Origin of the sequence: Caulobacter sp. DWR2-3-1b2 (assembly GCF_049896345.1) — a bacterium.
Lineage (GTDB): Bacteria > Pseudomonadota > Alphaproteobacteria > Caulobacterales > Caulobacteraceae > Caulobacter.
The window spans coordinates 19,614-33,762 of the sequence record NZ_JAFCUC010000009.1 but is presented as its reverse complement, the minus strand read 5'-3'; the positions used below and the strand labels follow the sequence as shown (position 1 = coordinate 33,762).

General features: G+C 66.7%; 13 protein-coding genes and 1 pseudogene. 7 read left to right on the top strand and 7 right to left on the bottom strand.

Annotated features, from left to right (window positions below; all coding sequences use genetic code 11):
* Positions 1-316: 316 nt before the first annotated feature.
* The 4 genes from ACP694_RS18875 to ACP694_RS18860 all read right to left on the bottom strand — a co-directional run bounded on the left by ACP694_RS18875 (position 317) and on the right by ACP694_RS18860 (position 5,096).
* On the bottom strand, positions 317-1,018 hold the full coding sequence (locus tag ACP694_RS18875; protein WP_426015024.1) for a VIT1/CCC1 transporter family protein: 702 nt from the start codon (positions 1,016-1,018) through the stop codon (positions 317-319).
* 37 nt (positions 1,019-1,055) lie between these two features.
* Positions 1,056-3,470: a TonB-dependent receptor gene (locus ACP694_RS18870; protein ID WP_426015022.1), complete on the bottom strand. Its 2,415-nt coding sequence runs from the start codon at positions 3,468-3,470 to the stop codon at positions 1,056-1,058.
* Positions 3,471-3,499: 29 nt separating this feature from the next.
* Entirely contained in the window at positions 3,500-4,474 is a 975-nt protein-coding gene (locus ACP694_RS18865) for a FecR family protein (RefSeq protein ID WP_426015020.1), read from the bottom strand.
* A gap of 100 nt (positions 4,475-4,574) precedes the next feature.
* Positions 4,575-5,096: an RNA polymerase sigma factor gene (locus ACP694_RS18860; protein ID WP_426015018.1), complete on the bottom strand. Its 522-nt coding sequence runs from the start codon at positions 5,094-5,096 to the stop codon at positions 4,575-4,577.
* Positions 5,097-5,283: 187 nt separating this feature from the next.
* Here ACP694_RS18860 and ACP694_RS18855 point away from each other — a divergent pair, with 187 nt between their 5' ends.
* The 6 genes from ACP694_RS18855 (at position 5,284) to ACP694_RS18830 (ending at position 11,137) form a co-directional block, all read left to right on the top strand.
* Complete coding sequence (locus ACP694_RS18855) at positions 5,284-5,997, top strand: thermostable hemolysin (RefSeq protein WP_426015103.1); 714 nt, start codon at positions 5,284-5,286, stop codon at positions 5,995-5,997.
* The gene (locus ACP694_RS18850; RefSeq protein ID WP_426015016.1) at positions 5,994-7,442 is read left to right on the top strand and encodes an AMP-binding protein; all 1,449 of its coding nucleotides are present in this window, start codon (positions 5,994-5,996) and stop codon (positions 7,440-7,442) included. Before ACP694_RS18855 ends, ACP694_RS18850 begins: the two co-directional genes overlap by 4 nt.
* 15 nt (positions 7,443-7,457) lie before the next feature.
* A complete protein-coding gene (locus ACP694_RS18845; RefSeq protein ID WP_426015015.1) occupies positions 7,458-8,120 on the top strand; it encodes a TenA family transcriptional regulator in 663 nt (220 codons plus the stop codon).
* Positions 8,113-8,865 (top strand): SDR family NAD(P)-dependent oxidoreductase, encoded by a 753-nt coding sequence (locus ACP694_RS18840; RefSeq protein ID WP_426015014.1) that lies wholly within the window; start codon positions 8,113-8,115, stop codon positions 8,863-8,865. Before ACP694_RS18845 ends, ACP694_RS18840 begins: the two co-directional genes overlap by 8 nt.
* Positions 8,866-8,883: 18 nt before the next feature.
* Positions 8,884-9,543 carry a tetratricopeptide repeat protein gene (locus tag ACP694_RS18835; protein ID WP_426015011.1) on the top strand — a complete coding sequence of 220 codons (660 nt, stop codon included), beginning with the start codon at positions 8,884-8,886 and terminating at the stop codon, positions 9,541-9,543.
* Positions 9,544-10,024: 481 nt separating this feature from the next.
* Positions 10,025-11,137 carry a sensor histidine kinase gene (locus ACP694_RS18830; RefSeq protein ID WP_426015009.1) on the top strand — a complete coding sequence of 371 codons (1,113 nt, stop codon included), beginning with the start codon at positions 10,025-10,027 and terminating at the stop codon, positions 11,135-11,137.
* 52 nt (positions 11,138-11,189) lie between these two features.
* Here ACP694_RS18830 and ACP694_RS18825 read toward each other — a convergent pair.
* The 3 genes and pseudogenes from ACP694_RS18825 to ACP694_RS18815 all read right to left on the bottom strand — a co-directional run.
* A pseudogene (locus tag ACP694_RS18825) lies at positions 11,190-12,557 on the bottom strand (efflux RND transporter permease subunit); the annotation flags it as partial.
* A 299-nt stretch (positions 12,558-12,856) separates the two neighbouring features.
* Positions 12,857-13,216: an efflux RND transporter permease subunit gene (locus tag ACP694_RS18820; RefSeq protein ID WP_426015007.1), complete on the bottom strand. Its 360-nt coding sequence runs from the start codon at positions 13,214-13,216 to the stop codon at positions 12,857-12,859.
* On the bottom strand, positions 13,213-13,647 hold the full coding sequence (locus tag ACP694_RS18815) for a hypothetical protein (RefSeq protein WP_426015005.1): 435 nt from the start codon (positions 13,645-13,647) through the stop codon (positions 13,213-13,215). Before ACP694_RS18815 ends, ACP694_RS18820 begins: the two co-directional genes overlap by 4 nt.
* Positions 13,648-13,832: 185 nt before the next feature.
* On the opposite strand from ACP694_RS18815, the gene ACP694_RS18810 reads away from it, so the two are divergent.
* The gene (locus ACP694_RS18810) at positions 13,833-13,973 is read left to right on the top strand and encodes a hypothetical protein (protein WP_426015003.1); all 141 of its coding nucleotides are present in this window, start codon (positions 13,833-13,835) and stop codon (positions 13,971-13,973) included.
* Positions 13,974-14,149 lie beyond the last annotated feature (176 nt).

Genomic DNA, 14,149 nt, shown 5'->3' with positions numbered 1-14,149 from the left:
AACCCTTCGAGGGAGGCGCGAAAGCCCGTCGTCCTTGCGGGAGGAGGACGTCACCATGGCTCTTTTCTTCGATCCTGCTTCTGAAACGGCTCTGCTGGCCTTGCCGAACCGATCGCTCGGTCAAATGCCGAGGCGCTTAGGTCGATCGCACTTGCTCGACCAACTCGATGTCTCAGCCTACGAATTCCTGGGCCTCGTGGCCGCCTTGGAGGACCAATGCGGCGCTGTCTTGCCCGACAGCGACCTGGCCCGCTGCGAAACGCTGGGCGACTTGATGGACCGGCTGCGGCGGGCGGCGCCAAGCGCCGCCCTCACATTAGATGACCGTGCCGACCAGCCGGCCGATACCCGCCGTCACGATCATGGCGAGGGCTCCCCAGAAGGTGACCCGCGCCGCCGCGCGCCAAGGCGGCGCGCCGCCAGCTTTGGCGCCGGCCACGCCGAGCAGCACCAGGCAAGCTAGGGTCACCATCACAACGCCAGGCGCCATCATCGGCACCGGCGCCACCGCAACGACGATCAGAGGCGCGGCCGCGCCGACCGTGAAGCTCGCCGCCGAGGCGAGGGCGGCCTGCACCGGGCGGGCCGCCGTCGCCAACGAGATGCCCAGTTCATCGCGGGCGTGAGCGTCCAGTGCGTCCTTGGCCATCAATTGCTGGGCGACGATCCTGGCCGTCCCGGGTTCAAGACCGCGTTCAACGTAGATTTGAGCCAGCTCGGCGTGCTCGGCTTCGCCGTCGTTTTTCAGCTCCTGGGTCTCGCGCGCGATGTCGGCTTTTTCGGTGTCGGCTTGCGAGCTGACCGAGACATATTCCCCTGCCGCCATCGACATGGCGCCCGCCGCCAGCGCGGCGGCGCCGGCGACCAGCACCTCGCTCGGCTTGGCCGAGGCGGCCGCGACGCCGACGATCAGGCTGGCGGTGGAGACCAAGCCGTCGTTGGCGCCCAACACGGCGGCGCGCAGCCATCCAATCCGAGAGACCAGATGGGCTTCAGCGTGGCGATAGGATCTGGGCATGGCGGCGTTCCTTGATGAATGCCGCGACCTTGGCGCCTTAATAGGCGACGCGGACGCTGAGAGAGACGGTGCGAGGGCGGAGCGGGGTGATCTGATCGGTCGATCGCAGAGAAAACGGATTGCCATAGGCGAAGGTGTCGCCGCGCGTGTCGGTCGGGTTGTCCAAGGCCAGGGTCGTTCGCCAGCGCCGGGTGGCGAGACCGACGGCCAGGCGGCCGGTCGCGTAACCGCCCATCAAGGGCGCGGTCGTCGCGTCGAACGTCAGGTGGGAATGGCCGACATAGGCGTAACGACCGTCCAGCTCCAAGGTCAGGTCCGAACCCAGCGACCAGTCATAGTGGCCCGTCACCCCCCCGGCGGAATGGGGCACGCCGGCCAAGCTGACGTCTTTACGCGCGGGGAAGGCGGGGTTGGCCTTCTCCAGTTCGGGGGCGTTGAAGAGCAGGTTGGCGTTCAACCGCAGTCCGGCCACGCGGTAGGCGCCTTCGAACTCCAGACCCAGGTTGCGCCCGTCGCCGATGTTGGCGGTGTAGGGCAGGCCCGAGGGCAGCAACTCGTCGCTCTGGATGTCCTTCCAACTGGCCTGAAAGACCGTTGCCCGCAGGCGCAGGCGGCCGTTGAGCAGGGAAACCTTGCCGCCGGCCTCCAGGTTCCAGAGTTCGTCGCTGTCATAAAGGCGGCGTGGCTCGGCCTGGCCGCTGGCGGAGAAGACCTGGCCGGACGGCCCGGTCGTGTTGAACCCGGCTGCTCGGTAGCCCTCGGTCGCTTGCACATAGATCAAGGCGCTTGGTGAAAGGGCATAGGATAGCACTACCTTGGGCGCGAATCCGGACTGGTCCAAGCTGCCCGAGAACGGCGCGATCGTTCCGGTCAGGGCCGTGCTTTGGCTGTTCACGCGGGTCTTGGAGGTGAAAACCCGACCGCCGAGCGTCACGCTCAGGGATCGGCCGATGGGCAAGGTCGCCTCGCCGTAGAGCGCCGCCTCGTCAAGCGTGTCACGTCGCTTTTCCGCGAAGGCCTCGGCCGGTAGGTCGGCAAGACGCGTCAGCGCTAGATCGATGTCCTGCTGAGTGCGGGCCAGGAAGGCGCCGACCAGCCATTGCAAGCGGGCGTCATCGGCCGCCGCGAGCGAGCCCTCAGTGACCAGGCTGTGGGTGCGATCGTCGTCGTCATAGGCCGCGGGGCCGGGAGCCGGGGAGATGGGCGGCGCGGCGGTGGCGTCATAGCGACTGGTGATGTCGTGATCGACCGCCGAGATCGTCCAACGCGCCTGGACGGCGCCGATCTGGCCCTTCAGATTCAGGTGCGCCTCGGCGAAGTCGTTGTCGTGCGGCTCGCGCACGTGGTTGCGACGCGTATAGGGCGCTTCGGTCGCCAGCCCGTACTGAGTGTCGTCCGAGTTGATGAATTGGGCGCCGCCGCCGCCCGTGAGGGTCCAGCCGTCGCCCAGGTCGACTTTCACATTCACCCGCCCCCCAGAGCGAAGCGTGCGGTTGACGTTCTTCAGGCCGAGCCCGGCGTCGTCGATATAGCCGCCCTGCTGATCGCGATAGAGCACAACGCGGACCGCGCCGCGACCGTTGAGGATTGGCAGGTTGACCATGCCGGACAGGCCGTCGGAGGCGTCGCCGCCGTGCGTGGCGCCGAGGTTGGTCGCGACCCAGGCCTCGAAGCGATCCGCGTGGGGTTGCTCGCTGACCAGGTGCAGGACGCCGCCCAGGGACCCCGATCCATAGAGCGCGCCCTGCGGCCCGCGCAGGACCTCGACCTGGGCCATGTCGATCAGCAGCAGGTCGGGGTCGGGGGCGTTGTAGGTCAGCCGGGTGTCGTCGAGATAGAGCCCGACCATCGACTGGGTGCGGCCGGTCAGCGGTCCGTCCGACAAACCCCGCAGCATGATCTTGTCGCGCCCTGGACCCAGATTGGTGACCGTCATGGCCGGAACGGCCAGCGCCAGGTCGTTGGCGTCGCGTAGGGCTTGCCCCATGATCGCCGAGCTCTCGACCGCGCTGACGGCGTAGGCGAGGCGATCGGCGGGGGTTAGGCGGCGTGTCGCCACCACGACCAGCTCGCCGAGTGAGGTGGCAGGATCGGACGCGCTTTGGAGGGCCTTTCGAGCGACGGGCTTGGCGGGTGGCAGGCGGACGATCTCGACGGCGCCAGCGTCGATCAGCCGAAAGCCGCAGTTGGTTCCCGCCAGCAGCTTGGTCAATCCGGCGTGGAGGGTGAAGCGACCCCGAAGCGGCTGGCTGGTCGGGGCGCAACCGGCGGCGGCCTGCGTGCTGATCGAGATCTTCGCCTGGATGGCGAAATCGACCAGGGCGGCGTTCAAGGGCTTGCCGGGGATGTCGAACGCCAAGCGGGGCTGGGCCGCCGAAGCATAGCTGCTCCATCCGGCCACGCACGCGAAGCTGGAAGCCAGCGCCCAGCGCCGCCATGCGTCAGCTCGCAACGAAACACCCTCCGATGTTCAGGACGGCGCTACCGTAGTTCGATTGTGCTGTCGGTGCGATGCACGGACAGCGAAAAGTAGCTGGCGAGGCGTTTGATCACGAGATTCTCGTCGCCCAGCTCCAGGACGCCCGAGAAGCGTTTGCCGGCGAGGGCGGGCGAAATCTTGATCGGCACGGGATAGCGGCGGTTCAGATAGGCGATCATGTCGCCCAGGGTCTCGTCGTCGCAGACCATCCGGCCTTCCGTCCAGGCGAAGGCGGGGTTGGGGTCGGTCGCGGTTTGGACCGATCTCGGCGCGCCTTCGACATGGCTCAAACTCTGGCCGGCCACCAGGCGCGCGACGGGCGTTTGGCCCAGGGCGGCCTGGCGCACCTCGACGATCCCACGACGCACGGTCACCCGAACGGACTTGTCGTAGTGGCGGATGTTGAATTCGGTGCCGACGACCCGTACCTGCTGGTCGCCCACCGAGATCAGGAAGGCGCGGCCGGGGTCCTTGGCGACGTCGAAGGTCGCTTGGGCCTCGGCCATCTCGACGCGCCGCGCGCGCCAGCCGAGGCGGACGGTCAGGGTCGAGGCGGCGTCCATGCGGATGTGGGTGCCGTCGGCCAAGGCCACTTCGCGGGTCTCGCCCGGGCGGGTCTGGTAGACCGTCGGCGTCCCCTGATAACCGCGCCAGGCCATCGGGCCGACGACGAGGGCGATCACGGCGGCGGCCGCCGCAGCGGACCAGACGGGCAGGGCGGCGCGGCGCCGCAGAGGAACGATCCGCGACGTCGCCGGCTTCAGGGCCGGAGAAATCTCGTATGCGCGCTCGGACAATTCCGCCGCGACCGCTTCGACCTGTTCGAAGGCCACGAGATGGTCGTCCGAGGCTTCCAACCAGGCGGTCAACGCGGCCCAGTCGTCGGCGCCGGCCTGATCCGACTGGACGCGAACCAGCCACGCTACGGCGTCGTCGCGCAGGGCGTTGGTCGCCGTCATGTCGTCCGCGCCGCTCATCGGTGCTCACCATTCCCTGAGGCCCAAGCCTCGTTGCTCGCCCCAATGACGCCACAAACGCCCAGGCGCCTCCAAACTTTCTTCAGAAGGTTTCCGGACATCATCGGCCGACCTTGGCGAGGATGCGCTTGAGGCTGGTCATGATGTACTTCTCGACGCTGGAGCGCGATACGCCCATGGCCGCCGCCGTCTCGGCGTGGTTGAGGCCTTCCAGCTTGTGCAGGCGGAACGCCTCCTGCACGGCGGGCGGCAGGCCGTTCACGACCGCGACAATCTGGGCCAGGCGCTGGCGGGCGGCCAGGGCGTCGTCGGCGCGGGGCTCGTCGGCAGTCTCCCAGTCCGTGGCGCTGGGACCGCCCGCGCCGCGCCACTGGGCGTCGCGCTGGCCCGCTCGTCGTTGGACCTTGATCCGGTCCAGCATCAGGTTCGTGCCCAGCCGGTAGAGATAGGCGGCGGGATTGTCGACCGGCGCGGCCGGCGGCGGTGTGATCTTCAGATAGATGTCCTGCACCAGGTCCTGGGCGGCTTCCTCGGACCGCAGCCGTACACCAAAGTAGCGCACCAGCTCTTCCCGCCGTTCGAGGTAGCAGGCGAGCAGGGGATGGACGTCGCTGTCGTCCAAGGACTCGATCCAAGCTCCGGCCGGGGTCGCGGCGCGTCGGCGGGAGTCCGACGACCGCTCCAGTCTTTCCGATGCCGCCTCCTGGCGCAATCGCAATCCCTTTGAGGCGGTTTGGACAGCACGTCGTCATGGCTCATCGAAGGGCGTCGCGACGCCCGCCAGGACGTGGAGACCGGCCTTGTTGGAAGTGATGATGATCGACGACGGCGCCCTGCGCGGCAGCTTGCGGTTCGACGAATCGCGCATGCGGCGCTTCACCGGCCTGACGCCGAAGGTGATCTCGATCCATCACCTGATGCGGCCCGAGCGGCTGCGCGTGGAGGCCTATCTCGAGGCCGCCTACGCCACGGCGTTCAATGGCGTGATCAGCCGACACTATCCCACGCTGATGAGCGTCCAGGATGGCGAGGGGCGTATCCACGCCGCGGTCGGCTTCCGGTTTGCGGCTGCCGAACCGCTGTTCCTGGAGCAATATCTGGACGAACCCGTCGAGGCCGCGATCACCCGCAAGCTGGCCCAGCCGGTGACGCGTTGCGGGGTCGCCGAGATCGGCAATCTGGGCTCGGGCAGCGTCGGCGCCTCGATGTTCCTGTTCCTGGCCCTGGCCCGCCACCTCGATCAGCACGGCTGCACCCACGCCGTGGCCACGGCCACGCGCCAACTGCGCCGCAGTTTTGGCCGTGTCGGCTTCGAGACCCAGGTCCTGACCCGCGCCGAGCCCTCCCGCCTGGGCGAGGCCGCCACCGAGTGGGGCGCCTATTACGAGCGCGATCCGGAGCTGCTGGCCGGCGCGATCGGTCCGGCCTTGCGGCCCCTGAGCCAGATGCTGGTCGCCGAGCCCGTCGAGATCCAAGACATCCGGCCTCGCCTCCATCCGGCCTGCGCGGAGATCGGCCGATGAGCAGCGTCCTGCGGGCGATCGACGCCCACGCTTGCGCCTCGCCCGATGCGATCGCGCTGAGCACGCCATCGGCGACCTGGACCTACGCCCAGCTGGGCGAGGCGGTGCGCCACGCGGCCACGGCCTTGTTCGCCTTCGCGCCGCTGGTACGCCCCGGCGCGCCGGTCGCCATCCAGCTAGCCAACGGGCCGGCCTGGGTGATTCTGGACCTGGCCTTGATCCGCCTGGGTTGGCCCAGCCTGCCGCTGCCGGGGTTCTTCACCCTGGCCCAGCGCGATCACGCCTTGGCCGACGCCGGCGCGACCCTGCTGATCGAGGCGGCCGAGGCGGGCGGCCAGATGGTCGTGGCGGGCGCGCCGATCGACGTGAAGCCGCGTCGCACGGCCCAGGTTCCCTTGCCGACGGGCACGGCCAAGATCACCTACACCTCCGGCTCGACGGGCCAACCGAAGGGCGTCTGTTTGTCGCAAGCCCAGATGGAGATGGTGGCCGGCTCGCTGGTCGAGGCGATTGGCGCTGACTATGCCGGACGTCACCTGCCGCTGCTGCCGCTGTCGATCCTGCTGGAGAACGTGGCGGGCCTCTACACGACCCTGCTGGCCGGCGGGCGCTACCATGTGCTGCCGGCGGCGATGTTGGGCCTGGACAATCCATTCCGGCCCGATCTGCCGGCCCTGGCCGGCGCCATCGCCGCCGAGGAAGCGACCAGCCTGATCGTCGTGCCTGAACTGCTGCGGGCCCTGCTGATGGTGATGACCTTCTCCGGCGCGCGCTTTCCACAGCTGAACCTGGTGGCGGTCGGCGGGGCCAAGGTGTCGTCGCAACTGCTGAGCCAGGCCGACGCCCTGGGTCTGCCGGTTTACGAAGGCTACGGCCTCAGCGAATGCGCTTCGGTCGTGGCGCTGAACACGCCCGCCGCCCGCAAGGCCGGCGCCGTGGGGCGGCCCCTGTCGCACCTCACAGTCGAGATCGCCCCGGATGGCGAGATCGTTGTCGGGCCGCATCCCTTCCTCGGCTACGCCGGCGGCGCGCTAAACACCGGCGAAGTCCGCACCGGGGACCTGGGCGGCATGGACGCCGACGGCTTCCTGCGCATCGAGGGGCGTCGCAGTAACACCATCATCACCGCCTTCGGTCGCAACGTCGCGCCCGAATGGGTCGAGAGCGAACTGCTGGCCCAACCCGAGATTCGCCAGGCGGTGGTGTTCGGCGAGGCCCAGGCCGCGCTCGGCGCGCTGATCGTGCCGCTGCTGCCGGACATGGACGAGGCGGCCATCGCCAGGGCGGTGGCCCGCGTTAACCAGGCCTTGCCCGACTACGCCCAGATCAAGCGCTGGCAGATCCGTGCACCGTTCAATCTGGCCGCCGGCGAACTCACCAACAATGGCCGCCCGCGTCGGGCGGTCCTGCTGTCGCGTCACAGCGACTTCATCCAAGCCTCGTAATAGGAGCCCGACTTGATGTTCTTCCAGAGACTGGTCGCCGAAACCGCCGAGGGTCAGCAGACCCTGGCCAGCGTGCCGCAGATCCAGGACGGTCTGACCGGCCGCATCTCGCGCGAGACCTATGTCGCCTATCTGACCGAGGCCTATCACCACGTGAAGCACACCGTGCCGCTGATGCAGGCGGCGCGGGCCGGGTTGGATGACGCCCGCGACCGTTTCCGCCATGCGCTCGACGAATACATCGCCGAGGAGACGGGGCACGAAGCCTGGATCCTCAACGACATTCGCCATTGCGGCGGCGATCCCGAGGCGGTGCGGCTGGGCGAGCCCCGCGAGGCGACCCGTCGCATGGTCGCCTTCGCCTACGACTACATCGCCAAGGTCAACCCGATGGGCTTCTTCGGCATGGTCTTCGTGCTGGAGGGGACCAGCGTGCGCCTGGCGACCCAGGGCGCTGAGGCGGTGGCCAAGAACCTGAACCTGGGGCCGGAGTGCTTCAGCTACCTGACCTCGCATGGCTCGCTGGACATGGAGCACCTCGTTTTCTTCCAGAAGTTGATGGACGAGGTAACCGACCCCGACGACCAGGCCGCGATCATCGAGGTCGCCAAGGCGATCTTCGACCGCTTCGCCGACGTCTTCCGCTCAATCCCTCATGATCGGGTGGTCTATGTTTAGAGACAAAACCATTCTGCTGACCGGCGGCGCCGGCGGTTTGGGATCGCTGATCTCATCACAGCTCAGGGCGGAGGGGGCGAAGGTCGTGGTGCTGGATCGCGCCGAACCCGTCAATGGCGTGGCCTTCCTCAAGCACGACATCTCGACCCCCGAGGGGATCGAGGCCGCCGCCGCGGCGGTGGCGCGCAGCGACTGGGACATCGTCATCAACCTGGCGGGAATTCAGCATTTTGGGCCGTTCGAACGCCAGACGCCCGAGCACCTGATGGCCAGTTACCTGGTCAATCTGATCGCGCCGGTGCGGCTGGCCCAGGCCGCGTTGCCGAGGATGAAGGCGGCGGGGGGCGGACAGATCGTCAATGTCGGCTCGATCTTCGGCTCGATCAACTTCGCCCACTTCGTCACCTATTCCAGCGCCAAGGCCGGCTTGCGCGGCTTCAGTCAGGCGCTGCGCCGCGAGCTCTCGGGTACGGGGATCGACGTGACCTACGTGGCGCCCCGCGCCGTCAAGACCGCGCTCAACTCGCCCGCGGTCATGGAGTTCGCCAAGCTCACCCAGATGAACATGGACCCGCCCGAGCAGATCGCCGCGCGTATCGTCGAGGCCATCCGGGGCCGCAAGCGTGACGTCTATTTCGGCTTTCCCGAAAGCCTGTTCGTCCGGATCAACGCCCTCTTCCCACGCCTCGTCGACAACGCCCTTTCGGCCAACGACCGCAAGGCCGCGCGGCTGTTTTCCCACTGATCTTTCGGAGCCTCGACCATGAAACTTTCCATGTTGGCCGTGATCGCGGCCGTTTCGCTCGTCGGCGCGCCTGTTCTGGCCGCCGACCCGGCTTTCGACGGCCGCATCAACGGCCTGGCCCGAACCTGGGCCCATGTGAACTACGAGGTGCGCGACAAGTCGGCCCAAGCGACTGAAGCAGCCAAGCTGGCGGCCGACGCCGACGCTCTGGCCAAGCAGTATCCCAATCGCGCCGAGCCGTTGGTCTGGGAGGCGATCTCCACGGCCACCGAGGCTGGAGCCAAGGGCGGCATGGGCGGCCTGGCTCTGGCCAAGAGCGCGCGGGGCATGCTGGAGCGGGCTGAAAGGATCAATCCCGCCGCCCTGGGCGACGGCTCGGTCTACACCAGCTTGGGATCGCTCTATGCCCAAGTGCCAGGCTTCCCGATCGGGTTCGGCGACGCGGGCAAGGCGCGCGCCTATCTGACCAAGGCCCTGGCCGCCAATCCGAGCGGCGTGGATTCCAACTTCTTCTATGGCGACTTCCTGATTCGTCAGGGCGACTACGTCGGCGCCGAGGTCGCCTTGCAGCGGGCGCTCAACGCGCCGGCCCGTCCGGGGCGCGAGGTGGCCGATCGTGGGCGCAAGGCGCAGGCGGCGGAGCTTTTGGCGACCGCGCGAAAAAAGGCTCACGGTTAGACCTGATGGCCTTCGTAAGCGATTGGCGGCTTCGAGGGGCGCCGCGATAGGTCTGTCCTGGGTCTATCTCGGCGCCCACTTGCTTGAGTGGTCGGAACCGATGATCGGGCTGGCGATCGGCGTGGCGCCGCTACCCTTGTTGGACGTCGACAAGCCCATGCGTCGCAAACGTCTTCCAGACAGGCCAAGATTTAGCGATTGCCGGCGCCTGAGGCTTGACGCGAGGCGCCGTCGGTCGTCTTGGCGCAACGCACGGGCTGAACTCAGGATGGCGAGACTTATCGAATAACGCGCCAGGGTGGAACGAGGACGCGTGTAGTCCAGGTAAGGATGTGCCCGGGTTGACCTGTTCGGCTTCACTGAGTGACGGCAGGCGATGCCAAGATAGCGTCCCGTGGCGCTTGGACTGCTGTTTGTCGGACGCCGCGCGCGTGCGCCACAAGTTAGCTGCCAATCCCATTAAAGCCCTGTTGTGCCGCGCATGACGCAGCGTGTCTATCGCGAGTTCTCAGAGTCCAACCCGGATGCGGTGGTCGTCGTAGACCAGGCTGGCCGTATCAACTTCGCCAATGGTCGGGTCGAAGCCCTGTTGGGCTACGGCTCCAGTGAGCTCCTTGGCAAATCGGCGAACGTGTTTGTACCGGATCGCTACAGAAGCCTGCATTCGGGCCATATGGATCGGTTCGTGCGGGATCCGAGTCCGCGGATGATGGGCGCGGGATTGGACCTCGCCGCGCGACGCAAGGACGGTACTGAAATTCGGGTGGAGATCAGCTTAAGTCCGTATCAATCCACCGACGGGCTCGTTGTGATCGTCGCGATGCGGGAGATCACAAACACCTCCAACAGAGATCTGCTCGAGTTGGAGAATTCCGACCTGCGGGGATTGCTGCGGGTCGCGAAACGCGATTCAGCGCGCCTCGTGGCGGCGGCCGGAATCGACGCCACCGAACAGGAGGGCGCAAGGCGCCTGCAGCGCCTCCTGTTTGAGGAATTGCACCACCGCATGAAGAACATGCTGGCGACGGTCATGGCGATCACCTCGCAAAGCTTGCGGTCGGCGGGAAATCTGGACGAGGCTGGCGAAGCCATCGCCAGCCGCCTGACCGCGATGGGCCGAGCCCAGGATCTGATGCTCCAGGCTAACGAAGCCGGAGCGAAATTGATCGACCTCGTCGCTTCGGCCGTCGAACCCTTCGAGAATAGGGAACATCCGCGCTTTGTGGTCCGATCCACGCTTGTCGAAATCGGCCCCACGTCGGTCCTGCCTCTCACCTTGATCCTCAACGAACTCTGCACGAACGCGGTCAAATATGGCGCCTTGTCCAACGCAACGGGGCGCATTGAGATCACGTCCGTGGTCGATGAGCACGCCCAGCTCTTCAGCCTGAGATGGACGGAAAGCGGCGGACCGGTGGTCATCGAGCCCACCCGACGAGGCTTTGGCACGCGTCTGCTCGGCGCCCTGGCCGGGCAACTTCATGGTGAGGTTCAAGTGCGATATGAGCCCGCCGGGATCGTGTACCAACTCGACAGCCCCCTGGCTGTGCTACGGGCGCTCGCCGCGGCCGATGGCGTCCCGATCGAAACTTGATGTCGAAGGTTGGGAAGCCCTCGGTTTGGGCCACGCGGGCGTCCGAAGCGCCCGGCACGCAGCGCAGCACCTTGACGATCTGGTCGGCCGTCGCGGTCATCTGCCCCAGGTCCTCGCCATAGAGCTTGACCGCCACATCGGAACGGACCCCGCCGATCAGCTCATTGAAGCGCATCTCGATAGGCTGGGTGGCGTCATGGAAGTTGCCGACGACCGGGTCGGTGGCCTTGCGAATCCGCTGGATCACCTGCTCCTTGGTCTTCACGCCATCGGGCCAGTCCTTTTTCGGCTTGAGAATGACGTAGTTGTCCGAGGCGTTCGGGGGCATGGGGTCGGCCGCGAGACTGGCGGTGCCGGCCTTCGAGTAGACGGTCTTCACCTCTGGCAGGGTCAGCATCGCCCGTTCGATCAGCAGGTCCAGCTCTCCGGACTTATCGATCGAGGTTGAAAGAATGCGCACCGAGGACAGGTTCAAGTTCTGCTCGTCGAGCATGGGCATGAACTCGCGTCCGACGAAGTTGAACGCCACCATGCACAGAACGAAGACGCCGACCGCCGCACCGATGAACGGCCACGGACGAGCGACCGCGCGATAAAGCCACGGGTTGTAGGCCTCCTTGGTCTTGGCGACGGCGGGAACTTCCTTTTCCGAGATATGACCGTGGATCATCAGCGCCGTCATCGCCGGCACAAAGATCAGCGACAGCACGAAGGCCTAGGCCAGGGCCAGCATCAGGGTAATGACCATCGGCGAGAACATCTTGCCCTCGACGCCCTGGAAAGTCAGGCAGGGCAGGAAGACCAAGAGGATGACGATCTGGCCGTAGACGGTCGGACAAACCATTTCCTGGGTCGAGCGCAGCGCAACTTCCAACCGCTCCTGCAGGTTCAGGATCCTGCCCTCATGCTGCTGACGCTCGGCCATGCGACGCAGCGTGTTGTCGACGATGGTGACCGCGCCGTCGATGATCAGGCCAAAGTCCAGCGCCCCCAGGCTCATCAGGTTGCCGGAGATCTTGAAGACGTTCATGCCGCTGGCGCTGAAGAGGAGCGACAGCGGGATCACCTGGGTAGCGATCAGGGCCGCGCGCCAGTTGCCTAGCATTAAGAACAGAATGGCGATCACCAACAGCGCGCCCCCGGTCAGGTTGCGCGCCACCGTGGCGATGACGGCGCGCAAGATCTCGTCGGCCGAACGGATGCGGGCGTCGCCGCGCACCATGTAGGACTCGCCCGAACGTTGGATGAAATCGGCGCCGACCGAGAGGTTGGCCTTTTCAAGCGCCTCGCCTAGCTCGCCGTAGGAAATGCCATAGGCGGTCAACTTGGCCGGGTCGGGCTCGACCACGTACTGCTTCACGTAGCCGCCCGGGGAGTCGACGTCGGCGACGCCGGGCACGGTGCGCAACTGCGGACGCACGATCCAGTCCTGCACGGTCCGCAGGTAAGCCAGGCGTGCGGTCTCGTCGGTCAGACGCTCGCCGTCCTCGGTTAGAAACGCGCCGTCGCTTTGCCAGCCTTGCCGTCAGGGTCCTTGAAGTCGACGGCGTAGTGGACAATCTCGCCAAGGCCGGTGGAGACCGGGCCCATCCGCGGCTCGGCGCCATCCGGAAGGCTGGGCCGCGCCTGCGCTAGAGCATTTTTCGAGCGAAGTGGTTCCGGTTCGCGTGAAGAAAAAATTCGTCAAAACAGAAGATTAGAGCTCACGGCCTGACGCAGTCAGGTCGGGAAATGCTCTAGGCGTTCGGAGGCCTGCTGGTGCATGAAATAGAGGTCGGTGCTTTCCTTGAAGACCGCTGTCACCTGACTAAAGCCGTTGCGCGAGAACGAACGGGTGCTCTCCACGCCGGCCAAGCCTGACAAGGCGGTCTTGATCTGGAAGGTAACGCGCTTTTCAACCTCGACCGGTCCCAGCCTTGGAATGACGGTATTGATCTGCACCTGCTTGTTGGTGATGTCGGAGATGACGTCGATTGGCAGCTTGAAGAGCTGCCAGGCCCCGAACGCCGAGATGATGGCGACGAGCACGAGGACCAGCCATCGTGCGCGGACCGAAAAGGCGAGAATGCGGTCGATCATTCTTCCTCATCGCCCTTGGCGATCTCGGCCTTCAGCAGGAAGGCGTAGCGCGCGGCGACGCGCTCGCCGACCTTCAGGCCCGAGACGACCAGCGCCTGGCCACCGCTGCGGGTGGACGCCACGACCGGACGAACCGCAAAGCCGGTGGAGGTGCGAACGAACACCACATCCCTGCCTTTGAGTGATTGCACGGCTTCTTCCGGCAGGATGAAGCCGGGCTGGCCAGACCCTCTCGCGGTGATCCGGGCCTGTACTGCTTCGCCAGGAACCAAGCCCGCACCGGCGCCTGACAACACGACCGTTGCCGAGCGCGTTTCGGGGTTCAGGGTCGGCGTTACGGAGCGGACCGTTGCGGCGACCTCCACACCGGCGGCGTTGCGCACGCTGGCGACTGCCCCTGGGAAGATGCGGGCGGCGTCCTGCGGGCTCACCGCCACCTCGATCTGAACCTCACGCGCATCGGCGACGCGGAAGAGCTCGCTTTCAAGCTAGACGAAGGCGCCCAGGGTGGCCGTGGCTGCGGTGATCTTGCCGCCGATCGGGCTGACGACCGCCACGCTGCGGCCGCCTCGGCTTCGGCCTTGGCGGTCTCGTAATCCTGGCGGGCGGTGACGCCTTGTTCGAACAGGCGCTTCTGCGGGCGAGGATGGACGTGGCCAGCGCCGTCTCGCGGCCCTCGACCAGGGCCAGGGTCTCGCCGGCCCGCGCCGGTTCGCCCAAGCGCCTGAAGACGCGCACCACCGTGCCGGCGGCGTGAGCGGTCAACACCGCCTCGCCGCCGAGAGAGGCGACCACGCTGCCCGAGCCCTGGACCTGGCCGCCGAAATCGCCGGCGGTAACGGTCTGCAGGCTGATGTTGGAGACCTTGAGGTAGGACGCCTCGACCTTGACCTCGGACGGTGCGCCTTCGGGCGCGGCGGCGGCGGCGGCTTA